30 protein-coding genes are annotated in these 25,391 nt (G+C 69.2%); 10 read left to right on the top strand and 20 right to left on the bottom strand.

Annotated features, from left to right (window positions below; translation table 11 throughout):
- The first annotated feature begins 208 nt into the window (after positions 1-208).
- The 3 genes from J2X21_RS24825 (at position 209) to J2X21_RS24815 (ending at position 2,562) form a co-directional block, all read left to right on the top strand.
- Positions 209-1,783 (top strand): methyl-accepting chemotaxis protein, encoded by a 1,575-nt coding sequence (locus tag J2X21_RS24825; protein ID WP_310332822.1) that lies wholly within the window; start codon positions 209-211, stop codon positions 1,781-1,783.
- A gap of 72 nt (positions 1,784-1,855) precedes the next feature.
- Positions 1,856-2,236: a cupin domain-containing protein gene (locus J2X21_RS24820; protein ID WP_310332821.1), complete on the top strand. Its 381-nt coding sequence runs from the start codon at positions 1,856-1,858 to the stop codon at positions 2,234-2,236.
- Positions 2,233-2,562, top strand: a complete 330-nt coding sequence (locus J2X21_RS24815) for a YkgJ family cysteine cluster protein (RefSeq protein WP_310332820.1) — start codon at positions 2,233-2,235, stop codon at positions 2,560-2,562. The genes J2X21_RS24820 and J2X21_RS24815 overlap by 4 nt, the downstream gene beginning before the upstream one ends.
- On the opposite strand, the gene J2X21_RS24810 is transcribed toward J2X21_RS24815, so the two are convergent.
- Genes J2X21_RS24810 through J2X21_RS24800 form a run of 3 tightly spaced genes read right to left on the bottom strand, consistent with a single transcriptional unit; the run spans position 2,540 to position 4,592 of the window.
- Positions 2,540-2,971: a cupin domain-containing protein gene (locus J2X21_RS24810; RefSeq protein WP_310332819.1), complete on the bottom strand. Its 432-nt coding sequence runs from the start codon at positions 2,969-2,971 to the stop codon at positions 2,540-2,542. The genes J2X21_RS24815 and J2X21_RS24810 overlap by 23 nt on opposite strands.
- 48 nt (positions 2,972-3,019) lie before the next feature.
- Positions 3,020-3,637, bottom strand: a complete 618-nt coding sequence (locus tag J2X21_RS24805) for a DUF1439 domain-containing protein (RefSeq protein ID WP_310332818.1) — start codon at positions 3,635-3,637, stop codon at positions 3,020-3,022.
- Positions 3,630-4,592: a LysR family transcriptional regulator gene (locus J2X21_RS24800; RefSeq protein WP_310332848.1), complete on the bottom strand. Its 963-nt coding sequence runs from the start codon at positions 4,590-4,592 to the stop codon at positions 3,630-3,632. Before J2X21_RS24800 ends, J2X21_RS24805 begins: the two co-directional genes overlap by 8 nt.
- 120 nt (positions 4,593-4,712) lie before the next feature.
- Here J2X21_RS24800 and J2X21_RS24795 point away from each other — a divergent pair, with 120 nt between their 5' ends.
- The gene (locus J2X21_RS24795) at positions 4,713-5,576 is read left to right on the top strand and encodes an oxidoreductase (RefSeq protein ID WP_310332817.1); all 864 of its coding nucleotides are present in this window, start codon (positions 4,713-4,715) and stop codon (positions 5,574-5,576) included.
- A gap of 9 nt (positions 5,577-5,585) precedes the next feature.
- Here J2X21_RS24795 and J2X21_RS24790 read toward each other — a convergent pair whose 3' ends face one another.
- From J2X21_RS24790 to J2X21_RS24735, 12 genes are all read right to left on the bottom strand, one after another.
- Complete coding sequence (locus tag J2X21_RS24790) at positions 5,586-6,125, bottom strand: arsinothricin resistance N-acetyltransferase ArsN1 family B (RefSeq protein ID WP_310332816.1); 540 nt, start codon at positions 6,123-6,125, stop codon at positions 5,586-5,588.
- Positions 6,122-7,297: an MFS transporter gene (locus J2X21_RS24785; protein ID WP_310332815.1), complete on the bottom strand. Its 1,176-nt coding sequence runs from the start codon at positions 7,295-7,297 to the stop codon at positions 6,122-6,124. The genes J2X21_RS24790 and J2X21_RS24785 overlap by 4 nt, the downstream gene beginning before the upstream one ends.
- A gap of 2 nt (positions 7,298-7,299) precedes the next feature.
- The gene (gene arsN2 / locus J2X21_RS24780; protein ID WP_310332814.1) at positions 7,300-9,162 is read right to left on the bottom strand and encodes an arsenic resistance N-acetyltransferase ArsN2; all 1,863 of its coding nucleotides are present in this window, start codon (positions 9,160-9,162) and stop codon (positions 7,300-7,302) included.
- Positions 9,153-9,641, bottom strand: coding sequence for a MarR family winged helix-turn-helix transcriptional regulator (locus J2X21_RS24775; RefSeq protein ID WP_310332813.1), 489 nt, complete (start codon positions 9,639-9,641; stop codon positions 9,153-9,155). The genes arsN2 and J2X21_RS24775 overlap by 10 nt, the downstream gene beginning before the upstream one ends.
- A 113-nt stretch (positions 9,642-9,754) precedes the next feature.
- Positions 9,755-10,420, bottom strand: coding sequence for an aquaporin (locus tag J2X21_RS24770; RefSeq protein WP_310332812.1), 666 nt, complete (start codon positions 10,418-10,420; stop codon positions 9,755-9,757).
- Positions 10,421-10,422: 2 nt separating this feature from the next.
- A complete protein-coding gene (locus J2X21_RS24765) occupies positions 10,423-10,926 on the bottom strand; it encodes an arsenate reductase ArsC (RefSeq protein WP_310332811.1) in 504 nt (167 codons plus the stop codon).
- A 2-nt stretch (positions 10,927-10,928) separates the two neighbouring features.
- Entirely contained in the window at positions 10,929-11,423 is a 495-nt protein-coding gene (locus J2X21_RS24760) for an arsenate reductase ArsC (protein WP_310332810.1), read from the bottom strand.
- A 15-nt stretch (positions 11,424-11,438) separates the two neighbouring features.
- Positions 11,439-11,909, bottom strand: coding sequence for an ArsI/CadI family heavy metal resistance metalloenzyme (locus J2X21_RS24755; RefSeq protein WP_310332809.1), 471 nt, complete (start codon positions 11,907-11,909; stop codon positions 11,439-11,441).
- A 13-nt stretch (positions 11,910-11,922) separates the two neighbouring features.
- Positions 11,923-12,240, bottom strand: a complete 318-nt coding sequence (locus tag J2X21_RS24750; RefSeq protein WP_310332808.1) for an ArsR/SmtB family transcription factor — start codon at positions 12,238-12,240, stop codon at positions 11,923-11,925.
- Positions 12,241-12,299: 59 nt separating this feature from the next.
- A complete protein-coding gene (locus tag J2X21_RS24745) occupies positions 12,300-12,812 on the bottom strand; it encodes a dihydrofolate reductase family protein (protein ID WP_310332807.1) in 513 nt (170 codons plus the stop codon).
- Between the two features lie 13 nt (positions 12,813-12,825).
- On the bottom strand, positions 12,826-14,604 hold the full coding sequence (locus J2X21_RS24740; protein ID WP_310332806.1) for a DUF885 domain-containing protein: 1,779 nt from the start codon (positions 14,602-14,604) through the stop codon (positions 12,826-12,828).
- Between the two features lie 80 nt (positions 14,605-14,684).
- Positions 14,685-15,080: an SRPBCC family protein gene (locus J2X21_RS24735; protein ID WP_310332805.1), complete on the bottom strand. Its 396-nt coding sequence runs from the start codon at positions 15,078-15,080 to the stop codon at positions 14,685-14,687.
- 202 nt (positions 15,081-15,282) lie between these two features.
- Here J2X21_RS24735 and J2X21_RS24730 point away from each other — a divergent pair, with 202 nt between their 5' ends.
- From J2X21_RS24730 to J2X21_RS24715, 4 genes are read left to right on the top strand one after another with little or no spacing between them, the layout of a single operon-like run.
- Positions 15,283-15,489, top strand: a complete 207-nt coding sequence (locus J2X21_RS24730; RefSeq protein WP_310332804.1) for a hypothetical protein — start codon at positions 15,283-15,285, stop codon at positions 15,487-15,489.
- Between the two features lie 21 nt (positions 15,490-15,510).
- Positions 15,511-15,981, top strand: a complete 471-nt coding sequence (locus J2X21_RS24725) for a hypothetical protein (protein ID WP_310332803.1) — start codon at positions 15,511-15,513, stop codon at positions 15,979-15,981.
- A 27-nt stretch (positions 15,982-16,008) separates the two neighbouring features.
- Positions 16,009-18,240, top strand: a complete 2,232-nt coding sequence (locus J2X21_RS24720) for a helicase-related protein (protein ID WP_310332802.1) — start codon at positions 16,009-16,011, stop codon at positions 18,238-18,240.
- A gap of 39 nt (positions 18,241-18,279) precedes the next feature.
- The gene (locus J2X21_RS24715; RefSeq protein ID WP_310332801.1) at positions 18,280-18,744 is read left to right on the top strand and encodes a DUF4124 domain-containing protein; all 465 of its coding nucleotides are present in this window, start codon (positions 18,280-18,282) and stop codon (positions 18,742-18,744) included.
- Between the two features lie 15 nt (positions 18,745-18,759).
- Here J2X21_RS24715 and J2X21_RS24710 read toward each other — a convergent pair whose 3' ends face one another.
- Together J2X21_RS24710 and J2X21_RS24705 are read right to left on the bottom strand one after the other, a co-directional pair.
- On the bottom strand, positions 18,760-19,782 hold the full coding sequence (locus J2X21_RS24710) for an NAD-dependent epimerase/dehydratase family protein (protein WP_310332800.1): 1,023 nt from the start codon (positions 19,780-19,782) through the stop codon (positions 18,760-18,762).
- Positions 19,779-20,432 (bottom strand): cytochrome c oxidase assembly factor Coa1 family protein, encoded by a 654-nt coding sequence (locus J2X21_RS24705; protein WP_310332799.1) that lies wholly within the window; start codon positions 20,430-20,432, stop codon positions 19,779-19,781. Before J2X21_RS24705 ends, J2X21_RS24710 begins: the two co-directional genes overlap by 4 nt.
- A gap of 138 nt (positions 20,433-20,570) precedes the next feature.
- On the opposite strand from J2X21_RS24705, the gene J2X21_RS24700 reads away from it, so the two are divergent.
- Together J2X21_RS24700 and J2X21_RS24695 are read left to right on the top strand one after the other, a co-directional pair.
- Entirely contained in the window at positions 20,571-22,013 is a 1,443-nt protein-coding gene (locus J2X21_RS24700) for a peptide MFS transporter (RefSeq protein ID WP_310332798.1), read from the top strand.
- A 56-nt stretch (positions 22,014-22,069) separates the two neighbouring features.
- Positions 22,070-22,738: a glutathione S-transferase family protein gene (locus J2X21_RS24695; protein ID WP_310332797.1), complete on the top strand. Its 669-nt coding sequence runs from the start codon at positions 22,070-22,072 to the stop codon at positions 22,736-22,738.
- Between the two features lies 1 nt (position 22,739).
- On the opposite strand, the gene J2X21_RS24690 is transcribed toward J2X21_RS24695, so the two are convergent.
- From J2X21_RS24690 to J2X21_RS24680, 3 genes are read right to left on the bottom strand one after another with little or no spacing between them, the layout of a single operon-like run.
- Entirely contained in the window at positions 22,740-23,303 is a 564-nt protein-coding gene (locus tag J2X21_RS24690) for a cold shock domain-containing protein (RefSeq protein ID WP_310332796.1), read from the bottom strand.
- A gap of 3 nt (positions 23,304-23,306) precedes the next feature.
- A complete protein-coding gene (locus J2X21_RS24685; RefSeq protein ID WP_310332795.1) occupies positions 23,307-24,302 on the bottom strand; it encodes a hypothetical protein in 996 nt (331 codons plus the stop codon).
- Between the two features lie 8 nt (positions 24,303-24,310).
- The gene (locus J2X21_RS24680; protein ID WP_310332794.1) at positions 24,311-24,835 is read right to left on the bottom strand and encodes a (2Fe-2S)-binding protein; all 525 of its coding nucleotides are present in this window, start codon (positions 24,833-24,835) and stop codon (positions 24,311-24,313) included.
- Positions 24,836-25,391: the final 556 nt, after the last annotated feature.

The following is a 25,391-nucleotide window of genomic DNA, read 5'->3' as shown; positions in this document are numbered from 1 at the left end:
GCGAATTTCCGACCAGCGAGAAATAAAGTCTTGTTTATTCCTTCACGCATACGGGCCAAACAGGAACGATTCGCACTTGCCCCACCCCCTTGCCGCTGCCAGCATCGCGCTCCGCAATGAAGGGAACCTCCACGCAACGGCGCGCCAGGAGGGCGCTTGCGCAAGCAAGGAACTTTCCTTCCCTTTCAAACAAGAGAAGGAACACAGCATGTTGGGTCGGTTGACGATACGGGGCCGCTTGTTCGCCGCTTTCGCGGTGCTCTCGCTGCTGGTGATGACGGTATCGGGGCTGGCCTGGTATTCGCTCGGCGACGCCAACGACGACTTCGAAGGCTATCTGCACGGCGTGAACGCCCGCGCCACGGTCGCGAACTCGGTGCACGCCGCGGTTGACCGCCGCGCCATCGCCATCCGCAACCTGCTGCTGTCCACCGACGAGGGCGACATCGCCGCCGAGAAAGCCAACGTGGCCCAGGCCGACCAGGACGTGCGCGAGCGCCTGGCGGAGCTGCAGAAGATGGCCCAGGCGCCTGACGTCAGCGCCGGCGCCCGCGAGCGCATCCAGGCCATGGCGCGCATCGAAGGCGTCTACGGCCCGATCGCACGGCAGATCTTCAAGCTGGCCAACGACGGCGAGCGCGAGCAGGCACTCGCCATGCTCATCAAGGACTGCCGCCCCAACCTCGCGGCGCTGGTGGCAGCGTCCAACAACTACCTGCACTACACCCGCGAGCGCGAGGCCCAGCAGATCGCCGAAGCCGAGGCGAACTACCACGCCCAGCGCCTGATGCTGGCCAGCGCCTGCCTCCTCAGCGTGCTGTTCGCCGCGGCCGCAGGCTTCCTGCTGACGCGCCACCTGATGCAGGTGCTGGGCGCCGAGCCTGCCGCACTCAACGCGGCCGCGCAGCGCATCGCTGCAGGCGACCTGCGCCGCGTCGACGGCACTGATCGTGCCGGCCCCGGCAGCGTGCTGGCCAGCCTGGGCACCATGCAGGCCGCACTGGCCGGCATCGTCAGCCAGGTGCGCGAGGCGTCGGACTCCATCGCCACGGGCACCGCGCAGATCGCCAGCGGCAACGCGGACCTGTCGCAGCGCACGGAGGAGCAGTCCTCCAACCTGCAGCAGACGGCGGCGTCCATGGAACAGATGACCACCACCGTGCAGCACAACGCCGACACCGCCATGCAGGCCAGCCAGCTCGCCGCCGCGGCCAGTGCCGCTGCCCAGAACGGCGGTGAGGTGGTGGGCCGCGTGGTGACCACCATGGGCGAGATCACCGACAGCTCGCGCCGCATCACCGACATCATCGGCACCATCGACGGCATCGCGTTCCAGACCAACATCCTGGCGTTGAACGCGGCCGTCGAGGCGGCACGCGCCGGCGAGCAGGGCCGCGGCTTCGCCGTCGTGGCCGGCGAGGTGCGCCTGCTGGCCCAGCGCAGCGCCGACGCCGCGCGGGAGATCAAGTCCCTGATCGCCACCAGCGCCGAACGTGTGGATGCCGGCGCTACGCTGGTCGTCACGGCGGGCGACGCCATGCGCGACATCGTGTCGCAGGTCAGGCGCGTGACCGACCTGATCGGCGAGATCAGCTCCGCCACGCAGGAGCAGACCACGGGCATCGGCCAGGTCGGCACCGCCGTGGCCGCGCTGGACCTGATGACGCAGCAGAACGCCGCCCTGGTGGAAGAGAGCGCCGCCGCGGCTGACGCGCTGCAGCAGCAGGCCGTGCGCCTGACCGATACCGTGCGCGTGTTCCAGCTCGCCAACGGGGCGCGCTGAACCGCGACGCGGTGCACACTGTGCGCCGCGCGCCCACCCATTGCGGAAGGCGTGCCACCGAGGATGCACGCCATGAAGTTCCTGCCCGAAGACGTCTACGCCCTGTTCGACCCCCGTGGCGGCATCCGCCAGCTGGCCGGCGGTGGCGAGTTCTGGAGCCAGCCCGAGGAGCGGCTTAACGCGCTGGGCCGTGACTGGCTGATGTCGGAGTTCACCTGCGACGCCGACTGGGGCAGCTGGGAGATGCACCCCAACGGCGACGAGTTCGTCTACCTGCTGGAAGGTGACATCGAGTTCCTGCTGGAGACGGCCGAGGGCGTCGTGACCCAGCGTATCAGCGGCCGCGGCGCGGTGGTCGTGCCGCGCGGCACTTGGCACACGGCCAAGGTGTTCCTACCCAGCCGCATGTTCTTCATCACGCTGGGCGCCGGCACCGAGCACCGGCCGGCATGACGGTGGCGCTGGACTGCCAAAGCTGCGGCGCGTGCTGCGCCGTGTTCCGCGTGTCCTTCTACTGGGCCGAGGCCGACGACGCGCCGGGCGGCACCGTGCCTGCGGCGCTGACGCGGCAGATCAGCCCACAGCTGCGCTGCATGGCGGGCACCGAGGTGGCGCCGGTGCGCTGCATCGCGCTGCAAGGCGAGGTGGGTCGCTCGGTCGCCTGCGGCATCTATGAACAGCGCTCCAGCACCTGCCGCAGCGTGCAGCCGGGCGATGCGCAATGCCTGCGCGCCCGCGAGCGGCTGGGGCTGGCGGTCAGCGCGGGTTCGGGTAGCTGACGATGATCGCCAGCGGCTCGTGGCCCAGCTGGCGTATGCCCACCACCGCGCCTTCGTACAGGTAGGCCGTCATGCCAGCCGCCATGCGCTGGGTCTGCCCGTCCGACGTGACGTCGCCCTCGCCGGCCAGCACGTAGTACACCTCGTCGTGGCCGATCGGATGCAGGCCGATGGCCGCACCCACATGCAGCACGCGCTTGCGGAACTCCATCTGCCGTGGTGCCGGCACCGCGTCGCTGATGCGGTAGGCCGTGGACATGCCGATGGCGCCGTGCGGCGGCGGCTCGTCGCGCTTGACTTCGTTCTCATGAATGACGAGCAGCGGGCGCTTGGGCCCTGTGGTGGTCGCCTGGCCGGGCCGTGTGGCGGCCAGCATCGGCAAAAGGGCGAGCAGGCGGCGCTTCAGCATGGTGAGCGGGTGAATGGGGAAGAGCGTGATGTTCGCATCGGCAAGCGGCTATCCAGTCCGCCCGAACCAGCCGAGCGGATTCAGGAAGGTGATGCGCAGCTTGCCACCCAACACTTGCACTGAACGCAAGGCCAGCTTGGCCAACTGGCCGTGCCGCGTGTCGGAACTCAGCGTGTAGAGCGGCACGGTCCTCAGGATGGCCTCCGCCGCCTTGGGCCCTCGCACCTTGACCACCTCGTCGAAGTCTGGCGCATTGCCGGACATCTGAAACTCCGTCACCTGCACATCGTCCAGGTAGAAGCTGTGGTTCCGCTGCTCATAGCGCGGCTTGCCGCTGAAGGCGGCCGTGCCGGGCATCTTTCGCTTGCCCAGCGTAGCCACGAACTGAGCATTGAAGCTGACCCGATCGGCCCCTTCATCAAGTCGCAATTCGGGATCTCGCAACTCCAAACAAGCGCCCAGCAGGCACCTCTCGGCAGGGAACTTGGCGTTCAGCTGGGCCTGGAGCTCAGCCCGCGTCAACTCGATGGACAGCTCGGGACTGAAGGTCACGACGGCCCACCACGCGGCAGGAATGGCCAACACCAGCAACAGGGCGATGACGACAAGGCGACGTTTCAGAATGCTGCTCCTCTGAAAGGCGACACGTGGGATGTTCTCACCCACGCCGCGTCCTGCGCTTCGTCGCCGCCGCCAGCTCCTGCGCGCTCAGCACCCACTCGGTGCTGCCCGCCACCTGCTGTACCGCCAGGTCGATGAAAGCGCGCACCCGCGCCGGCTGGGCGACACGGCTGCCGTAGTAGAGGTAGAGGCCCAGATGCTGGGTCACGTGTGCCGTCAGCAGCGGCACCAGGCGGCCAGCGCGGATCAGCGGCGCGGCGGTCACGCCCACCAGCTGGCCTATGCATTGGCCGGCCACCACGGCGTTGGCCTCCAGCTCCACATCGTTGGTCAGCACGACCGATGCAATGTCGCGGGCGACGATCTCGCCGTCGACGGCGAACTCCCAGGGCATGACCTTGCCGGTGCTGGGGTGGCGGAAACCGCTGCAGCGGTGACTGGCCAGCTCGTCGATGGATCGCGGCGCGCCGTGCCGCGCGATGTAGCCCGGCGACGCACAGACGATGAGCTGCAACGGCAGCAGGTGGCGGGCGATGACGCCATCGCCGGGCGGGCTGCCGGCGCGAAAGCCGACGTCCACACGCTCCGCCACCCAGTCGCCGATGCGGTCGTCCAGCTGCACATCGGGCTCGACGTCGGGGTGGCGGGCACAGAAGGCTTCCAGCACCGGCCACAGCACCGGCAGCATGATGGAACGCGGCGCCGCGATGCGCAGCGGGCCGGCGATGGCGTCGCGGCCCAGGCGGGCGCCGTGCAGCGCGCGCTGCAGCGCCTGCAGCCCGGGTGTCGCCGCGCTGAGAAAGCGCCCGCCCTCCTCGGTGAGGCTGAGCCGGCGCGTCGTGCGGTGGAACAGCCGCACGCCCAGATGCGCCTCCAGCTGCGTCAGCGCCTGGCTGGCCGCCTGCGGCGTGATGCCCTGGGACACGCCGGCCTGGCGCAGGCTGCCCAGCTCGGCGGCCTTGGTGAAGACGGCGATGGCGCGCAGCTCGTTGAAGGCCATTGTGTCGATTTGCTTGCGAATCAATGAAGCGATTCTGGGCTATTTCGATGGCAATGCGATACCTACATTGACCCCATCGGCCGACCGTCCTCCCTTCAACAACACGCAGGAACCCTCACCATGAACAGCTCCTCAAACTTCCCCCGCGTCTGGTTCATCACCGGCGCCTCGCGCGGCATCGGCGCGCGCATCGCAGCCGCCGCACTGGGCCGCGGCGATGCCGTCGTCGCCACGGCGCGCGACGCCGCCACCGTCACGCAACGCCTGGGCGCTCAGTCCGGCCTGCTGGCCGTGGACCTGGACGTCACCGACGAAGCCCAGGCCGGCCACGCCGTGGCCGCCGCGCTGGCGCACTTCGGCCGCATCGACATCCTCGTCAACAACGCCGGCTATGGCCTGATGGGCGCCGTCGAGGAGTCCAGCGCCGACGAGGTGCGCCGGCTGTACGAGACCAATGTGTTCGGCCTGCTGCATGTGACGCGCGCCGTGCTGCCCCAGATGCGCGAGCACCGTCGCGGCCACGTCATCAACATCTCGTCACTGGGCGGCTACCAGTCCGTCGCCGGCTTCGGCGTGTACTGCTCGACCAAGTTCGCCGTGGAAGGCATCACCGAGGCACTGCATGCCGAGCTGGCGCCGCTGGGCATCCATGCGACGACGGTGGAGCCGGGCTACTTCCGCACCGAGTTCCTGGAGGGCCAGTCGCTGGCCACGTCGCCGCGCGTGCTGGCGGACTACGCGGCCACGTCGGGTCGCATCCGCGAGCTGGCCAGCCAGATCAGCCTGAACCAGCCCGGCGACCCCGAGCGCCTGGCGCAGGCGGTGCTGCGTTTGGTGGATGCGGACACGCCGCCACTGCGCCTGCCGCTGGGCACCGACACGCTGGCGGCCATCGCCGCCAAGCATGTCTTTGTAGAGACCGAGACGGCGGCTTGGCGCGAGCTGGCGGCGTCGACGGATTTCCCGAAGGCGCACGCGTCTTGACGTCGCCGCTCAGGCCGGCGCGAATGCGCGCGGCGGCTGCGGCCCCGCATCCGTCGCGCGCAACTCGCGCTGCCACCAGCCCACGTCGCGCCACTGTCCGAGCTTGAAGCCCACGTTGCGGTAGACGCCCAGCGGCATGAAGCCCACGGCCTCGTGCAGGCCCACGCTGGCTGCATTGGGCAGCGCAATGCCGGCGAATGCCTGGCAATACCCCAGCTCGGTCAGCAGGGGCAGCAGCCGGCCGTACAGCGCCCGGCCCACACCCTGGCCACGGCGGCCATCGGCAACATAGACCGTGACGTCCACCGACCACTGGTAGGCCGCGCGCTCGCGGTGGCGGCTGGCATACGCGTAGCCGCGGACGGCGCCGTCTTCGTCATCGGCCACCAGCCAGGGCAGGCCGGCCCGCGCCGTCTTGTCGATGCGGGCGCGCATCTCGGCAGCGTCGGGCGGATCGGTCTCGAAGGAGATGCCCGTGTGGGCCACGATGGGCGCGTAGATGGCGGCCACGGCAGCGGCGTCCTCGGGCAAGGCGATGCGGATCTTCATGGAACAGTGGTTGTCGTGGAGGGAAGACGGATCAGCAGCAACGCCGCCAGCGCGCTCAGCGCGAGGCCGGCCGAGCACCACAGGACCTGCGTACCCAGCTCGGCCAGCAACAGGCCGAACAGCCAGGGCGACAGCGCCTGGCCCAGCCGCGCTGGCAGCATCAACAGGCCTTGCCGGTGGCCGTAGCCGCCGGGGCCGAACAGCGCCAGCGGCAGCGTGCCCTTGGCGATCGTGAGGATGCCGTTACCCGCACCGTGCAGCAGCGCGAACGCTGCAACAGCCGGTGCCCCCAGCGCCAGCAGCAGGATCGCACCGAGCGGATGCAGCAGCGCGGCCAGGCGCGCCGACAGCAGTGGATGCCAGTGCCGCAGCAGGCCGAATTCCAGCAGACGCCCCGCGACCTGGGCCGGTCCCACGAGGGCGCTGAAGGCGATGACGGCGGCCGGCGTGGCGCCGACGATGGCCAGCAGGCCGGGCAGGTGGGCTGCCATCGCCGTGCTGATGAACCAGGTCACCGCGAACACCCAGGCCAGCAGCGCGACCGTGGACACGGGTGGCGAGGCATCGGGTGCGGCCTCCGGTGCAATGGCTGATACCGACAATGGCGCTGCATCTGCGCGCGGCAACAGCGCGTTCAACGGCAGGCCCAGGAACAAAAGCAGTGCGGCCCAGCCCCAGCAGGCACCGCGCCACCCCCAGGCGTGCTCCAACGCCGCCGTCAGCGGCCAGCCCACGGTGCTGGCGAAGCCGGCGATCAACGTGATGCCGGTGATGGCGCCGCGCGCGTCGTGACCGTAAAGGCGCACCAGGGACGCGAAAGCCGCCTCGTAAAGGCCGCTGCCCATCGCAATGCCCATCAGCAGCCAGGCCGCGAACAACCCCACCGGACCATTGGCCAGCGCCATGGCCGCCAGGCCCGCCGCGAACAGCACGCTGGTGGCCATCAGCACCGGCCGCCCGCCCCAACGGTCGATGCGCCGGCCGCTGTGCGGCCCCACCAGGGCCGACACCACCAGAGCCAACGAGAACGCCGCGAACACCGTGGGCTGGGACACACCCAGCTCGCCCGCCATGGGCCGGGCCAGCATTGCCGGCAGGTAGTAGGACGAAGCCCAGGCCAGCGTCTGGGCGCTGCCCAGCGTGGCGACGACGCGCTGGCGGCTGGCCGGCATCGTCAGCCGCAGCAGCGGGTAGCGGCGGACTGTGGCGCCGGTGCGCAGCTCGACGGGCCGCAGCCACGCTTGGGCGCGGCCACGGCCACCGCAACCGGCTCTGCGGCGGGCGCCGGCCCGCAGCAGCCGCCGGCTGCCTCGCCACCTGCGGGGTCGGATGAACAGACGCCCGTTTCCGGCAACACCAGCTCCACGCGATCCGCCGCGCTCAGGTCACCCGCCAGGGCCGCGACGACCGAGCGCGCCTGCTCGAAGCCGGTGGCCATCAGGAAGGTCGGCGCGCGTCCATAGCTCTTCACACCCACGGTGTAGAAACCCGGCTCCGGGTGGGCCAGCTCGCGATGGCCGTGCGGGCGCACGGTGCCGCAGCTGTGCAGGTTGGGGTCGATCAGCGGGCCCAGCGCCTCGGTGGATTCCAACCAGGGGTCCAGCTTCAGGCGCAGTTCGCTGCTGAGGGCAAGGTTGGGCCGCTGGCCGGTGGCGCAGATGATTTCGTCGATGCCATCGATGACGACGGGCTGCTGCTTCGTGTCCACCCCCCGCACGCGCAACTGGCTTCCCATGCGCTCGATGTGCGTGACGCGCAGGCCACTGAAGAACTCCAGCGCGCCGCCATCGCGCAGCCGCCGCAGCGAGCTGCCCAGCGCACCGCGCGCCGGCAGGGCGTCTGCATCGCCACCGCCGAACACGCGCTGCAGCGCGGGCGAGCGCACGGCCCAGGCGAGCCTGGTAGCCGGGGACTGCTTGGCGAGATCGGCCAGCACCAGCAGCGCGTTCGCGGCGGAGTGGCCCGCGCCCACCACCAGCGTGCGCCTGCCCTCGTAGCGGCTGCGCAGCGCACCGGCCACGTCGGGGATGCCGTAGAAGATGCGGTCGCGTGCCTGGGCCTCACCGATGGCGTGCAGTCCGTTCGCGCCCACGGGATTGGGCTGGTTCCAGGTGCCGGTGGCGTCGATGACGGCGCGGGCGCGCAGTTCGTGCACCTCACCGTGCTGCTCGTAACGGACGAGGAAGGCGGCCTGGTCGCGGCCGGCACTCTTGACCTTGTCGAAGCCTTCACGGCTGACGGCCAGCACCCGGGCACCCAGCTTCACGAAGGGGGCGACTCGGGGCAGCGCGGCGAAGGGCTGCAGCACACGCTCCACGACGTCGCCGGCCTGCGGCAGTTCCGCGGCCGGCGGCGCGGTCCAGCCGGTGGGCGCGAGCAGGCGGGCCATCGCGACGTCCACGTTGAATTGCCAGGGCGAGAAGAGCTGGACGTGTCCATATTCCAGCAGGTTGGCGCCCACCTGCCCTCCCGCTTCCAGCGCAACGAACGGCAGACCGCGCTCCACCAACTGCGCCACGGCCGCCAGGCCCACGGGCCCGGCACCGAGCACGGCCACCGGCAGCGCAGCATCCGCAACCGGCGCCTCGCGCAACGTCAGCGCCATCAGCGCGGCGCAGGCCGGGCAGGCGCCCTGGAACTCGGCCGAGGCTTTCAGCGCCTGCGGCGTGTCCTCGTTCTTCATGCGCTTGAAGCCGTACTGCGCGAAGTATTCGGGGGCGGTGACGGTCAGCAGGTAGAGGGCCGCGATGTCGCGCGAGCGGGCCTCCAGCAGCAGCCGCTCGACGAGCAGCCGGCCTATGCCCTGCTTCTGCAGGCCCGGTGCCACGGCCACCGAACGCAGCAGCGCCACCTGGCCATAGACCTCGGCGCCGGCGCAGCCGACGACTTCGCCGTTGCTGGTCGCCAGCAGATAGGTGGAGAGATGGGCCTGGGCACCCTCGGTGGGCAGCTTGTTGACCAGCAGCAGCGCCTCGACGGCGGGCCAGTCGGACGCGCCGGCTTGGCGCAGGGAGATGGTGGAAGTGTTCAGCAACATGATTTGGAATCCTGGGTGGGCTCCTTCGGCTCGGGCGGCAGGCAGCAGGTGGCGGCCGGGTCTTCGCGCAAGGCCTTCAGGAGCGTCAGCAACGAGGTCTCGACGGCGGCTCGTTCGCGCGGGCCCAGCGTGGCCAGCAACGATTCGGCGTGGTCATCGAGAGTGCGGTTGAGCTCTTGCACGGTGCGCTCGCCGTCGGCGGTGAGCGTGACGAGCCAGCTCCTTGCGTCGAGCGGGTTCGGCTCCTTGGTCACCAAGCCACGGGCTGCCATGGCCTCCACGGCACGCGACACCCAACTCTTCTCCAGACTGACCCGCGTGCCCAGCTCCGACAGCGGCAGCGGCCCGGACCGGCCCAGCTCGGTCAGCAGATGGCACTGGGTGCTGGTGGTGCGGCAGCAGTCGGCCACAACGCGCTGGGCGCGGGTGTACAGGCGCGCCACTTCGCGCAACAGGCTGCCGGGGGCGGATTCGCTCATTTGGGTGTGAATAGCAACTATCTGGGCGCATGGTGGTGTCTGGCCTTCTGGTTGTCAATAGCAACTATCTGGGTTTGAGAAACGGGGCCGAGGCCCCGTGACGGGTGAGGGCGTCAGGCAGCGCGAGCTGTCGCGGCCTCCGTGGAGAGCAGCCGGTTCACCGCCACGGCCAGCGCCGCGCCGGCCAGCTCGGCCAGCACGAAGCCCGGCGCGCTGGCGGGGGCGATGCCGGCAAAGCTGTCGCTGAACATGCGGCCGAACACGGCGGCCGGGTTGGCGAAGGACGTGGACGCGGTGAACCAGTAGGCCGCGCCGATATAGGCCGCCACCATGGCCGCCACGCGCGTCTGCGGCGCACGCAGGATGACGAGCAGCAGGCCGAAGGTGGCGACCGCTTCGGCTATCCACTGGCCCGTGCCCGCGCGCAGCTTGGTGGAGAACTGCAGCAGGCTCATGTCGAACATCGCGTGCGCCAGCCAGGCGCCCAGCATCGCGCCGAAGAGTTGCGCCGCGACGTAGGGCAGCAGCACCGCCCGGGGCAGCTCGCCGCGCCAGGCCATCACGGCGCTGACCGCGGGGTTGAAGTGGGCGCCGCTGACGGGCCCGAAGACCTCGATCAGCACGTACAGGCCGCCCACCGTCGCCAGCGTGTTGGCCAGCAGCGCCAGCGCCACATTGCCGCCCGACAGCCGCTCGGCCATGACGCCCGAGCCGATGACGACGGCCAGCAGCAGGGCCGTGCCCAGGCCCTCGGCGAGGAGCTTGCGGGTGAGGCGCATGCTCAGTTCCTGTAGATCTCGACCAGCGCCTGCTGCAGCTCGGCTTGGCTCAGTTCTTCAAAAGGCAGTTGCAGCAACTGCAGCATGCGGTAGCCGATGGCCTGGCGCGTCAGCTCGAAGGCGCGGCGCCTGCCTTCATCGCCGCCCTCGGCGTTGGAGGGGTCCGGGTAGCCCCAGTGCACCTTCACGGGTTGGCCATTGCCACCGAAGAAGACCGGGCACTGCTCCGCCGCGGCGCTGTCGCACACGGTGATAACGATGGACAGCGGCGGCGCGCCGTCCGCGCTGAATTTGTCCCAGCTCTTGCTGTAGTAGCCGCTGGTGTCCACGCCCGCGTTCTGCAGGGCCTCGACGGCGAAGGGGTTGATGCGCCCGCTCGGCGCGCTGCCCGCGCTGTGGGCCTGCACGTCCTTGCCGAGCTTCTGGGCCCAGTGGTTGAGCATGCCTTCGCTGAGCACGCTGCGTGCGGAGTTGTGGGTGCAGAGGATGAGGACGTGGGTGGTCATGGTCAACGAGTGCCAATCTGTTGGATTTCGTGCTGGATGGCCAGCGGTTCGAGCTTGTGAAGGGGCAGCGCCAGCAGCAGCTCGATGCGGCGCTTGAGGGTGACGGACACGTCGCGGAAGGCCTGCAGCCTGACCTCCTCGCTGCCCTGCAGGGCCGCCGGGTCGGGCACGCCCCAGTGCGCCGTCATGGGCTGGCCGGGCCAGACCGGGCACATCTCGCCTGCGGCCGAGTCGCAGACGGTGAACACGAAGTCCATGATGGGCGTGCCGGGCGCGGCGAATTCGTCCCAGTTCTTGCTGCGGAAGCCGTCTGTCGGGACGTGGAGGTTGGCCAGCGTCTGCAGCGCCAGCGGGTTGACGGCAGGCGCCGGGTGGCTGCCCGCCGACCAGGCCTTGAAGCGCCCTTGCGACAGGCTGTTCATCAGGCCCTCGGCCATGATGGAGCGGGCCGAATTGCCGGTGCAGATGAAAAGGACGTTGAAGGTCTTGCCTGGCATGGGGGCCTCGTTGGGTCAGTAGCAGCTGCCTGCAGGTTTGACGGCGATGGCGACGGGCTTGCCGCGCGGCGCGGCGCCGGGGCAGCAGGCGGAGGCGGCAGGCTGGGCTTCGCCGCCGAAGGTGGGGATATCGCCGAGCGTGTGGAACTGCTCCCAGGCGATGCCTTGCGGGTCGGTCACCCAGTACTTGTCGCTGCGGGCGTAGCAGCAGCTCGTTTCGCCTTCGTCCTGCAGGCTCATGTCGGCGGCTTGCGCCTGGGCCTTCAGCTCGGCGAGTTCTTCCTCGCTGTCGGTCTGGATGCCGAGGTGGTCCACTCCCGGCTTGCCGCCGCGCGTCGAGATGGCGAAGTTGATGCGCGGGTCGTCCAGCATCCACTTGGCGTAGTCGCTCTCCTGCCGCGTGGGCGCGGCGCCGAAGAGCTTGGCGTAGAAGGCAATGCTGGCCTGCAGGTTCTCGACGTGGGCGTGTACATGGAAGCGCTTCATGAGGTCTCCTGGTTCAGCAGCAAGATTTGGCGGGCACGGCGCAGCTGGCGCCCTGGCAGCAGTTCTCGGTGAGATAGCCCAGCACGGCATCCATGCGCTCATAGGCCGCCCGGTAGATGAGGTTGCGGCTGGAACGCTCCTGCGTCACCAGACCGGCGTTGACCAGCTCCTTCAGGTGGAAGGACAGGGTGTTGGCCGGCATGCCCAAGCCTTCGGCCATCGTGCCGGGCGTCAGGCCTGCCTCGCCTGTGACCACCAGCGCGCGGAACACCTTCAGACGCACCGGCTGGGCCAGCGCGGCGAGGGCTTTGACGACATCTTGTTCATCCATATTTCTAGAATACTCGAACTGTTGGGTAAAGCGCAACCCCGACCTGTAGCCGGTCAGGGTCAGCTCTGCACGTCGTAGACCAGCATCTGGATGCCGCTGGTCAGACTCTGCGCTGATACAAGCGCGAGCCTGCACTGCGCACCGGCCGGCAGCAGCGGGATGCCGCGCGTCAACATCACCGGCATCACAGCGGTCTCGACGCGGTCCACCAGGCCTGCCGCGAACAGCGCGCCGGCCAGCTGGCTGCCGCCGAACAGCCAGATGTCGCGGTCCGAGCGCTCGGCCTTCAGGGTGGCCACGACGTGCTCGATGCCGTCTCGCACCACGGTCAGGCCGTCGCCCTCGGCCAGCGTGCGCGACGCGACGATGACACGCTTGCAGCGCAGCGGATTCGCATCACCCATGGCCTGCATGACCTCCCAGGTCTTGCGGCCCATGACGAAGGTGTCGAACTGGGCGTAGAGGGCGTCGAAGTCGATGCTCTTGTCGTCGACGATCCAGTCGTAGCCACCGTCCGGGTCGGCGATGAAGCCATCCAGGCTGCAGGCGACGTTGTAGCGAAGGCGGCGCATGCTCATGCCTGTCTCAGCGCGCCTGCGCGGCGATCCACGCATCGATGCGCTTCTCCAGCACCGCCAACGGCATGGCACCCTCACCCAGCACCTGGTCGTGGAAGGCCGCAAGGCTGAACTTCGCGCCCAGTTTCTGCTCCGCGCGGCGGCGCAGTTCCTGGATCTTCAGCGAGCCGATCTTGTAGCCCAGCGCCTGGCCCGGCCAGGCCAGGTAGCGGTCGATCTGCGCCGCGGCCTGCTGCTCACTGGCGCCGGTCACGTCCATCCAGTACTGCAACGCCCGCCCACGGCTCCAACCCTTGGCGTGCAGGCCGGTGTCCACCACCAGCCGCGCGGCACGGCTGATCTCCAGACGCAGCGCGCCGGCATAGGCCACGGGGTCGGCATACAGGCCCAGCTCGTGGCCCAGTGTCTCGGCGTACAGCGCCCAGCCCTCGCCATAGGCGTTGATCCACGTACGGCGGCGGAAGTCCGGCAGCGGCATCTCCAGCTGCAGGCCCAGGTGGAAGTGATGGCCGGGCTGGCCTTCATGCAGGAACAGCGCCGTCATCGTCGTGACGCTGTAGGCCGCCGGATCATTGATGACGGCCCAGAAGATGCCCGGCGCGCTGCCATCGGCCTGGCCCACCGTGTAGTGGTCGGACGCGGTGGCCCGCGTCAGCTCGGGCTCGGGCCGGATGTCCAGCGCCATGCGCGGCTGGCGGCCGAAGAGCTTCGGCATCTGCGGCGCGACACGGGCGTTCAGCGCGCGGTAATGGTCCAGGATCTCGGCCTCGGTCTTGAAGGGCCGAAAGCGCGCGTCGCTGCGCGCCCAGGCCAGCAGACCACCGTTCTTCAGCGGATCACCCGTGAAGCCCAGCTTGGGCGCCAGCTGCGCGATCTCGCGCTGGATGCGCGCCACTTCCTGCTGGCCCAGCGCGTGGATCTGCTCCGGCGTCATGTCCGTCGTCGTCGCCTCGCGCACCCATTGGCGGTACCAGGCCCGGCCGTCCGGCAGCGCGCCCCAGCCGATGGCGTCGCGGCGAACGGCCTTCACATAGTCGGCCTCGATGAAGGCGACCAGCCGGCGCAGCGCGGGCGCGACGCGCTCGGTCCATTCCTGGCGATAGGCCACGGTCAGGCGCGCGGCGTCGTCGGGGGCGATGCCGGCTGGCATGGCCCGCACGGGAGCCGTGAAGGCGCTTTTGTCGGCGTCGTCGTTGGCCAGGTTGCGCAGCAGCGGCAGCGTCGCGTCGACCACCGGCCCGGACTGCACGACCCCGCGCCTCATGCCTTCGCGCAGGTTGGCGATGGCCTGGTCGCACCAGGCCGGCAGCCGGGCCACGCGCTTCAGATAGGCGTCCAGCTGGGCGGCCGTCTTCAAAGGCTGGCCGGCCTCGCCGCCGCCGTAGAAGGCCAGCTGCAGCGGCGTGGCGCCCATGTGGTGCAGCGGCAGCAGGTGATCGGGAAAGCGCTCGAAGGCCAGCCGGTCGAGCAGCTGCTGCTCCAGCAGCTCGCGGTTGAGCCGCTGCTCCGGCGGCAGGCTGGCCGCGGGCAGCGCCTGCAACTCCTTCAGAAAGCCACGCCATGCGGCGAAGCGCTTGGCCCGCTCGGCCGGCGCGATGTCGATGGCCAGCTGGTCGTCGAAGCGGTTGTCACCGTTCTCGGTGGCCCCCAGCGGCTCGAAGCCGGCACGGGCGTCGTAGTAGCGGGTGGCGAGGTCGGCCAGGCGCTCGGTGGGCGTGGCGGCATGCGTCTCAGCGAAGGAGAAGCACCCCAGGATCAGGGCGACGGTCAGAGCTTGCAGGCGCATTGAGTGGAGCGGGGCGGAACTCGGGGGATGGATTCTGTGGGTGGCTGCGGACAACCGATGTCAGCAGCGCCATGCGCGCCTCACTCCACCAAGGCTTTCAAGGCGCGCAGGTCCGTCAGCACCTGCGCGGCGTCCCGCTCGAACGCCTCGTCATCCGCCCCAGCCGCCCGCAACACCACGAACGTCAACGCACACCCCTCATCCACCGGCGTGACGCGGAACGCGTTGTGCGTCGTCGTGCCGTCCGGCGTCGTCACGTCGTGGTCCAGCACGCCGTAATCGTTGCGCGGTGCCATGCGGATCTGGATGCGGCCCATCGGCGAATCGGCCACCCAGTGGTCGCCGGCCTGCTCGATGTGGGCCGACGCCAGGCCCGACGCCCAGCGGTGCAGGTTCTCTCGCTGGCGGGCGAACTCGTAGACCGTCTGTGCCGGGGCGACGACGGTTTCGCTGACGACCTTGATGTCTCGTGGCATGCGGACCTCCGAAGCGATGGAGCTTGTCATGGGCAAGTGAAGACCGGCAAACCACGCGCCTGCGCCCGCACGATTTCGCGCTGCTGACACGCGGATGCCCTCAGCCTGTGTTCCACTTCGCCCCGAAGTCTGTGCATGACGGTTTCTTCCGGAGATCTCGATGGCTCTATCTGCTTCGCTCCCCGCAGCAACGCGACGCGACGTGCTTCGCGATGAATTGCTCGCCACCGTCAGCCTGCTCAAGCAGCGACGCGCGGCCGAGATCGCGGAGGGCTTTGTCGACGACTACATCGCCCTGCACTGGATGGAATGGCACGGTGGCTCGCTGCGCCTGACGACGACGGGCGAGAACGTCTGCCGGCATCTGAAGGCCTTGCTGAGCCGCAGCACAGACCGCAAGGCAGCCTGACGGCTCCCGAGCGGGCTGGTCATGTTCGGGCGTTGGCTTGCGGCCGTGCTGGCCATGCTTGCTGCGTCGGCGGCTTCAGCGCAGACAACCACCGACCCGGCTTTCTGCCGCGTGCTGCATAGCTTCGTGACCTCGGTGCGGCCCGGCGAAGTCAAGGAAATCGTCTTCCGCACGGCGTGGGGGCGGGGCTTCAACGACTCGCCCGAGCAGTTGTTCGAGAAACGCTGCCACCACCCCGACGACGAGCCGTCCGTGAGGCTGTGCGGCTATCTGGTGAAGCACGGAAGCACGGAGTTCACCGGCGTGACCGTCAAGTCCGCCCTGATGTGCTTCTCTCCGCAAACCCGCCTGGCACCAGACCTGAGGCTGCAGCAAGGCGTGTTCTCCTTCAACGTCGGCCCGCCCGACCGCGGCGCCTGGGTGGACGCTTCGTTCGGCGACGACCCCGACGTGGGCGGCAAGGCGTTCCGGCTCAAGGCCAAGGGCTACTAGAGGCGCCCGCTGTGTTCCACTTCCCCCGTGAACGCAGAAGTCCCTCAGAACAAGCCCGCCAAGCCGCCCGCGCCGGCCTTTCCCCTCCCCCAGCCCCGCCACGCCAGCCGACTGCCGGCCGACCTCGCGCCTGAAGACTGGGCGCGCATCCGCCAGGCCGCCTATGCGCTGCCGCAGGTGCTGACGCCGTCGGACCTGGACGACGGCACCGATGACGCGCTGGAGCGCCTGGGCGCGATCCAGGTGTCCAAGGCCGCAGGTGGCGCGCGGCCCAGCCGCTGGATCCTGCCGGCGCACATCCCCGTGGCGCTGGCCCAGCTGGCCGCCACACCGCTGGCCAACATGCTGCGCTCGCAGCTGCAGCAGCGCCTGCACCAGCTGGAAAGCCTGGGCCTGCGCCGCGAATGTTTGGTGTTCACGCGGCTGTGCATCCACCCGATCACTCTGACGCATGAGGGCTGGCGCATCGACCTGTCGCACCGCGTGCCGGTGCCGGAGGAGCCCGTGTGGGCCTTCTTCCGCGACGGCGATACGGCCGCGCTGCGGCATGCGCTGGGCCAGGCACCCGAGTATTCGTACCAGGCCGAGCTGACGCTGCACCTGAACCACCTGGTCGCGCGCAGCGAGGCCATGGGCGACTCGGCCCAGCTCGCATCGCTGCTGCCGCGACTGCAGGCCGAATGCGGCGTGCCCATGCCGTACGCCGACCTGAAGGCCGCGTTGACGCGCGCCCAGGACCGCTGGGAGCAGCAGGTCGAGGAGCAATCGACGCTGGCCAGCCTGGGCCGCGAGCTGGCCTTTCAGGGCTACCCGGACAGCTTCGACGCCGCCCGCAAGCTGGGCCGCAAGGTGACGCTGTACCTGGGCCCGCCCAACAGCGGCAAGACCTATTCGGCCTTCGAGCGGCTGGCGCAGGCGCTGGACGGCGCCTACCTCGCACCGCTGCGGCTGCTGGCGCTGGAGGGCCGCGACCGCCTGGTAGGCCGCGGCGTGCCCTGCTCGCTGCTGACCGGCGAGGAGAGCGTGCCGGCGGAAAACGCCCGCGTCGTCAGCAGCACCATCGAGATGGTCAACACGCGCGATGTCATCGACGTGGCCGTCATCGACGAGGCGCAGATGATCTTCGACGACTCGCGCGGCTGGGCATGGACCCAGGCCATCGTCGGCGTGCCGGCGCGCGAGGTCATCATCATCGCGTCGGCCTATGCCGCGCCGGCCATCGAGCGGCTGCTGCAGCTGTGCGGCGAGAAGCCCGAGCGCCGCGTGTTCGAGCGCAAGCAGCAGGTGCAGCTGATGCCGGCGCCGGTGCCGATGACGCACCTGCATGCAGGCGACGCCGTGGTGGCCTTCAGCCGCCGCGACGTGCTGATGCTGCGCGACCAGATCGCGCAGGGCGGGCACAACGTCAGCGTCATCTACGGCGCGCTGCCGCCCGAGGTGCGCCGCCGCGAGGCCGAGCGCTTTGCCGTGGGCGCCAGCGACGTGCTGGTGGCCACCGACGCCATCGGCATGGGCCTGAACCTGCCCATCCGCCGCGTGCTGTTCTCCACGCTGACCAAGTTCGATGGCGTGGGCGACCGCGAGCTCAGCGTCAGCGAGGTACACCAGATCGCCGGCCGCGCGGGCCGCTACGGCATGCACGACGAGGGCTTCGTCAGCGTGCTGAAGGAGGCCGAGGCCGAGGCAATGAAGATCCTGCGCCAGCAGCTGCCCAAGGAGCCGCGCGCGCCGCGCGACTTCAAGGCGCCGGTGGCGCCCAACTGGCGCCATGTGCAGACCATCTCGCAGCGCATGGGCGTCAACAAGTTGTACGCGGTGCTGAGCATCTTCATGCAGCAGCTGCGCCTGGACGACGCGCACTTCGCCGTCGCCGAGCTGGAGCAGATGCTGGAGCTGGCCGAGATGCTGGACCGCAACGCCAGCGCGCTGCCGCTGAACGAGCGCTTCAAGTACGCACAGGCGCCGGTGGACTCGCGCCTGCCCATGCTGGTGGACCAGTTCGCCGGGTGGGCGACGAACCATGCGCGCACCGGCCAGGCCGGCGACCCGCACTTCCTCGACGAGTACGACCAGCACGGCCGGCTGGACCGCATGGAGCAGGCGCTGCGCATCTGCACGCTGTGGCTGTGGCTGGACCTGCGCTTCCCGGGCGTTTACGGCCACGTGGAGGCGGTCATCGACCTGCGCGGGCGGCTCAACGACGGCATCGAGCGGCAGTTGAAGGGCAAGCGGCCTTTGTGGCAGCGGCGGGGTCGTTAGCGCCGGCTAGCATTGCGCGGTCGCTGCTTCGGGTCGACCATGAAACTTCTGCCTTTCCTCGCGTTGCTGGGCTGCTCGGCCGTCGTTGCGCAGACCTTGCCACCGCCCAGCCGCACGGTCTACCGGTGCGAGGATGGCGGCAAGGTCAACTACTCCGACTCGCCCTGTCTGGGAGCGAAGAAGCTGGAGGTCGAACCAACCCGTGGAATGAACAAGTCCACCGGGAAGCAGTTGCAAGGGCAGGACGTGCGCAGAGAGCATCTGCGCGAGGGCTTTGCCGAGATGGTCAAACCCGTGACCGGCATGGATGCGAAGCAGCTCGACCAGGCCGGACGGCGACAACGCTTGAGCCCAGATGCACAAAGGCAATGCCGAATCCTGGATCAACAGCTTCCTGCGGCTGAGGCAGCGGAGAGCACGGCCAAGGCCGATTCCGAGCTGGCAGCGGCGCAACAGCGCCTGCTTGATCTGCGTGCGGCGTATCGAAAGCTGCGCTGCGAATGAGGCCCGAATGGCGGCTCAGCGCGCCACGACACCCAGCGCGATCAAATCCTTCGCGGTCGCGAGGATCCCCTCCCTCGGCGTCCTCGGCACCCAGCCCAGCACCTCCCGCGCATGGCTTGAATCCTGGTGCCGCACCGTGCCCAGCTCACTTGCCGCAGCGCGCACCGTGGGGCTGAGCTTGGCCAGCAGCCGCACGCTCCAGTCCGGCAACTGCAGCGTGGGCACGCGCCGCGCGTCCGCGCCCAGTTCCTCGCGCAACACGGCCGCGATGTCGCGCAGCCACGTGAAGCCGCCGCAGGCGATGAAGCGCTCGCCCGCCATGCCCGGCGCGGTCAGCGCGCGCCAGTGCAGCTCGGCCACGTCGCGCACGTCGACGATGCCGAAGCCGATGCGCGGCAGCGCGGGCACCCTGCCTTGCAGCAGGCTCTGCACGATGACCACACTGGCCGAGTAGTCGGCGCTGGCCACCGGCCCCAGCACGACGGACGGGTTCACGGTGCAGAACTCCAGCCCGCCGCCCTCGCGCGCCACCCAGTCGCGCGCGGCACGCTCGGCAATCGTCTTGGACTGCACATAGGCCGGGATGCCGGGCGTCTCCAGCCGCGTCCAGTCGCGCTCGGTGAAGCGGTGCTCGCCCGGGCCGTGGCCGTAGGCAATGGCGGCCACGGAGGAGGTCATCACGACCCGCTGCACGCCCGCATCGCGCGCGGCCTTCAGCGCCCGCAGCGCGCCATCGCGGGCCGGAACAATGAGCTCGTTGGCATCGCGCGGCACGCCCACCGGCAGCGGCGACGCGACATGGGCCATGTGGCTGCAGCCGGTAGCTGCCTCGGCCCAGCCGGCGTCGCGCAGCAGGTCGGCCGCAAAGCAGCGCAGCCGCTCGTCACCCGCCTTCAAGCCCAGCAGCTGCCGCAGTGCGGGCTCACGCTTGCGGTCGCGCATCGTGGTGTGCACCGTCCAGCCGCTGGCCAGCAGCTGCCGGATCAGCACGCCGGCGATGTAGCCGGTGCCGCCGGTGACGAGGATGCGCGTGCTCATACGGTGCCGTCCTCACGATCGTCGGAGGGCTCCGGCGACAGGTCGATGCGCCGCCCCGTGCTGTCTTCCTCGAACGCCATGCGGTTGATCTTCCACACGCCCAGGTCCTTGGTCGCCTCGACGAAGACCGTACCGCTGCCCTTGGGGCCTTCGGCGCTGAACGACAGGCTGGCCGTGCCGCGCGGGCCGGAGATGTGGATCTGGCCCATGGGGAAGCCGGTGGAGATGGGCTGGCCGATGATCTCGGCGATGCGCGTGTCGGCGTCCAGCCGCAGCTGTGCAAGCTTGTAGGCCTCGGAATCCTTCAGCAGCCGGCCGATGCCCAGCACACCCAGGCAGGCCAGCGCGATGAACGCGACGCAGACGACCACACCCCAGCGAGCCCAGCGGCGCTGCGTGGCCTGGAAATGCGCCACGCTGTCCCAGCGCTTGTTGCGCCAGGCCCATTCATTGCCACGCGCGCCGACGACGAACATCCAGATGAAGCCGAAGAAGGGCACGAACACGAGCAGCGCCAGCAGCACGTTGTTGCCTATGCCCCAGATCCAGTTGAGGAGGAAGGCACCCCAGTTCCAGCGGCGGATCTCCGGCGGCACCTGGCTGGCCAGGCCCTGGCCGGAGGTGTTGCTGCTGTTGACGTCGATGTCCATGCGATCCCCCTGTTCAGCGCCGCATTGCACCAGAACCCCGCGTCGCCCGTGACTGCCGCCACCCGGGGCGATTGCGCATTGCCAGCAAGCGCGCGGGCAGGGACAGTCACGGCTTCCTGAAAAGACCTGGAACCTGTCTTGACCACCGTCACCTCTTCCGCGAGCGACATGGCCGCCACCAGCGACCTGCGCGCCCGCCACGACCGCGCCTTCCTGGGCCACCCCGCCGGCCTGGGCTGGCTGTCCTTCTGCGAACTGTGGGAGCGCTTCAGCTACTACGGCATGCAGGCGCTGCTGGTGCTGTACCTCAGCAACTACCTGTTCATGCCCGAGAACATCGGCAACGTGGCCGGCATGGATGCTTTGCGCGCCGCCATCGAGAACGTCACCGGCCCGCGTTCGCCGCAGCAGCTGGCGTCGGCCGTGTTCGGGCTGTACGTGGGCCTCGTCTACCTGACGCCCATCTTCGGCGGGCTGATCGCCGACCGCTGGCTGGGCCGCACCAAGACCGTCGTGCTCGGCGCGCTGCTGATGGCCGCCGGCCATTTCCTGATGGCGTTCGAGATGCTGCTGCTGCCGGCGCTGGGCTGCCTGCTGCTGGGCGTGGGCGCGTTCAAGGGCAACATCGCCGCGCAGGTGGGCGACCTCTACGCGCCGGGCGACAAGCGCCGCGCCAGCGCCTTCCAGATCTTCATGCTGGCGGTGCAGATCGCCGTCATCGCCGCCCCCATCGTCTGCGGCACGCTGGGCGAGAAGGTGGGCTGGCACTGGGGCTTCGGCTCCGCCGGCGTGGGCATGCTGATCGGGCTGTTCGTCTACCTGGCGGGCCGGCGCTGGCTGCCGCCCGAGGCACCGCGCGGCAACGCGAAGGCACAGGCTGAGGAGCACCCGCCCATCGGCAGGCGCGGCCTGCTGCAGGTGGCGCTGCTGGTGGCCATCCTGCCCATCCTGATGCTGTCCATCGTCGGCAACCAGCAGTACCACAACGGTTTTCCGCTGTGGTCGCAGCAGCACATGGACATGGTGGTGGCCGGCTTCACGGTGCCCGTGACCTGGCTGCAGGCCGTGGACGCGCTGACCAGCACGGGCACCATGCTGGCATCTCTGTGGTTCTGGCGCTGGTGGGCCACACCCAGCTCAGGCCGCCGCGAGCCCGACGAGATCACGAAGATGGCGCTGGGCTGCTTCGTCGCCGCCTGCGCACCGGCGCTGCTGATGATCCCGGCGCTGGCGCTGCAGGAAGGCAGCGGGCGCATCAGCATCCTGTGGTCGTTCGCGTACTCGACGGTCAACAACATCGGCTTCGCCAACATCATGCCGGTGGGCCTGGCGCTGTACTCGCGCGTGGCGCCGCGCGGCTACCAGGGCGTGATGTTGGGCATCTACTACCTGCACCTGTTCATCGGCAACATCTTCGTCGGCTGGCTGGCCGGGCTGCTGGAGGTGATGCAGGGCTCCAACTTCTGGCTGCTGCACGCCGCGCTGGTGGCCGCCGCGGGCGTGGGGCTGCTGATGGTGAAGCTGGCGTTCGGGCGGCTGCTGGCGCCGGACGACGAGGCCGTGGCCGCCAAGGCGGCTTGAGCGAGCTGTCAACGCAGTGACGCACAGCGCGAGCGTCACTGCCTAAACTGGCTCGCATGATCACCGTCCACCACCTCAACAACTCCCGCTCGCAGCGCGTGCTGTGGCTGCTCGAAGAGCTGGGCCTGCCCTACGACATCAAGCACTACCAGCGTGATGCCAAGACCTCGCTGGCGCCGCCGGAGCTGAAGCAGGTCCATCCGCTGGGCAAGAGCCCCGTCATCACCGACGGCGCGCTGACGGTGGCCGAGAGCGGCGCCATCCTGGAGTACCTGGTGGACAAGTACGGCCAGGGCCGGCTCAAGCCCACGGACGAACAGGCGCTGCTGCACTACCGCTACTTCATGCACTTCGCCGAAGGCTCGGCCATGCCGCCGCTGGTCATGAAGCTGGTGTTCAACAAGGTCAAGCGCGCGCCCGCACCGTTCTTCATCAAGCCCATTGCGAAGAGCATTGCCGGCAAGGTGCTCAGCACCTTCGTGCAGCCCAACATTGATCGGCAGCTGAAATTCCTGGAAGGCGAGCTGGCCGCACGGCCCTGGTTTGCCGGCGCCGAGTTCTCGGCGGCGGACGTACAGATGAGCTTTCCCATCGAGGCTGCCGCGTCACGCGGGGCCGACATGAGCGCCTATCCGAAGCTGAAGGCGTTCCTTGACCGAATTCATGCACGGCCGGCGTACAAGCAAGCGCTGGAGCGGGGTGGGAAGTACGACTTGTTGAGTTGACTCAGCGTGCCCCGGGTGCCATGCACCACTGCTGTTCACAGGGCACGCCGTCACCGTTTCCGTCCATCTGGGTGTTCGGACAGTTGTTGATGAACCAGGTCGCCTCGGCGCAGGACGTCATCTGCGAACAGTGCGCGCGACCGTCGCACCGGAAGCTCTGGATGGGCGCTGCGGACTGCTCCCGCGGTGCGACCGGCACGTCTGCCCGCTGCTGCCGGTTGCTGTCCTTGTAGTGCCTGTACCCCCAGCCGCCAGCCACCAGCACAGCCAACATCAGCACGACCGTTCCGAGCAAGCTGGATCCGCTTCGCCGTGGCGCTGACGACGCCAAACGACGAGGGGTTGCATCACCGCCCACCATACTGCGCGCGACCTTAACCGCCTGCATGCGCCCATCGGGGCCACGGCCCAGCTCGAAGCTGACCGTCTCGCCCACCACAGGCTTGGAGCCATCGCGGGGGAACGCGCTGATGTGCACGAACAGCGCCGGGCCGCCGCGCTCCGGCGCAACGAAGCCGAAGCCTCGCTCTTCATTCCAGGACCGCAGGATGCCGGACGCTCGCATGGCTTACCGCTTTGCAGGCTTGGGCCCGTACTCCACCACCCGACACCCCGGCCCTTTCGGATCCTCGCAGCACGCCGCCAACTTCTTCAGGCTGTCGGCGAACTGCTCGTTCCACTGCGCCTGACTGTGCAGGTTGCCGGGGCTCATCCAGTGCGACTGCGGGAACTTCTTGGACCATTCATTCCCGCCCTGCTGATGGCCGCTCCCTGTGGATTGGTCCATCGCGACTTTGCAGGAGTTCATGTTGCCCATGCGGTGGCAGGCCGTGCAGGTATTGCCACGCGTCGTGATGCCGAAGGCGTTCAAGCGCGCCCAGGCCTTCTTGAAGTCCTCGCCAATCGCCTTGGGCTGGTAGAAGCCGAACGGGTCGCCCGGCAGCTGCGTCGTCTGCGCGATGTAGGGCGAGTACATGAACGGCCCGCTGTCGTGGCAATTGATGCAGGCGGGCTGCGTCCACGCGACCTGGTGCGGCGTCTGCCAGACCTTGTCGGCCGGCAGCGCGGCCACGCCCTCGGGGCTGGGCGGCTGGGGCTTGCGCGTCAGCGTGCTGGGCGACGGCACCCAGCGGCCATCGATGCCTTTGTCCTTGCTCAGAGGTGCCTTGGCCTTGGCGGTGAACCAGCAGGTCTTGCCGTCCTTCAGGCTGTGCGAGATGACGTTGATCTCGTCGAACAGATGGCTGCCCTGGGCCCGCGCCACCTGCTTGCGGCAGATGGCGCTGATCTGCGCGGTCTTGTCGTCGCGCAGCACGAGGGCCCGGCTGCCGGGCACGCACTGACCCTGGCTGCCTTCGTCGTGCTGCGGCAGCAGCGATGGCCGGTCGCAGCGCGCGGGCGCGTGCTCGGCGGGCACGGGCTTGCCGCCGTCCACGGTGATGGGAATCTCCTCGCCGGCCATGCAGCTGAAGGCCGGGATCTCGCTGATCTGGGCGGCGCACTGGCGGCCGTACTCGAACAGCGTCTCGGCCCGGGCGGTGCCGGCCAGCAGCAGGAGCAGCACGAACGCTCTCATGCGGTCACCAGCCCTTTCTCCGCCAGCACGACGGCCCGTATCGCCTGGTGATAGCGGGCGTAACCGGTGCAGCGGCAGATGTGCTGGCCCACGGCGTCCTCGATGGCCGCGTCGAGCTGGTCGCGCCGGATGGGCTGCGCGCGCAAGCGGCCCAGCAGCATCTCGGTGGCCATGACGAAGCCCGGCGTGCAATAGCCGCACTGGAACGCGAAGTGATCCAGGAAGGCCTGCTGCACGGCGCTCGGCTTCTCCATGCTGCCCGTGCCCTCCACCGTCGTGATGGATTGGCCTTGCAACAGCGCCACGGGCGTGGAGCAAGCCAGCATGGGCTGGGCCTGGCTGCTTGGGGCGCGGCGGGCAGCCACGGTGCAGGCCTTGCAGACGCCGATGCCGCAGCACAGGCGCGTGCCGCTGAGGCCCAGCTCCTCGCGGAGGAAGTCGACGAGGGGGAGGTCGGTAGGAACCTTGGTATCGACGGGTCGTCCGTTGACGTGGAATTGGACTTTGACGAGGTCGGTCATTGGCAGGCCTCTCGTTGATTTGTGTTTGTGGCAAGGCCCAGCCGGGAGTTCTCCCCGGCGGGCGACTCACTTTCTTGGACGCCCAAGAAAGTAAGCAAAGAAACCGCCCCCGGCCGCCCCGCCCCTCGCGTTGCTCGGGGTGCCCTGCGTGCCTTGCCGCTTGCATGCGGCAAGTCCTTCGCCAGGCGTCGCACAGCACGCAGGTGCTGTGCTCGGTCCTGCCTCAGTACGTCAGACCTTGAAGGCCCGCCCGGAACTCGCGCCGCTACGCTCTGCTCAAACAGCCGTGCGGAGTCAGTTCTTGAAGTGCGCTGCGCGCACGCCTTCAAGGCCTTCCGTTCCTCGGCGGGGCTAAAGGGGGGAAGAGGAAATACGTCCACCGGACGGCGTGCGCGAGTGACACTGCGTCTCCGAGACGAGGCAGTTGGCTTCTGGCTGTTGGCTGTTCCCTTCACACCCCTTTGGAGGAGCCGAGAAGCGCAGGAGCCCAGGGCGCGTGCGCAGCGCGCTTCAAGCACTGACTTCGCGATGACTGTTTGAGCAGAGCGTAGCGGCG

Source organism: Roseateles asaccharophilus (genome assembly GCF_031458115.1).
Taxonomy (GTDB): domain Bacteria; phylum Pseudomonadota; class Gammaproteobacteria; order Burkholderiales; family Burkholderiaceae_C; genus Pelomonas; species Pelomonas asaccharophilus_A.
This window is presented reverse-complemented; position numbering and strand designations above follow the sequence as displayed.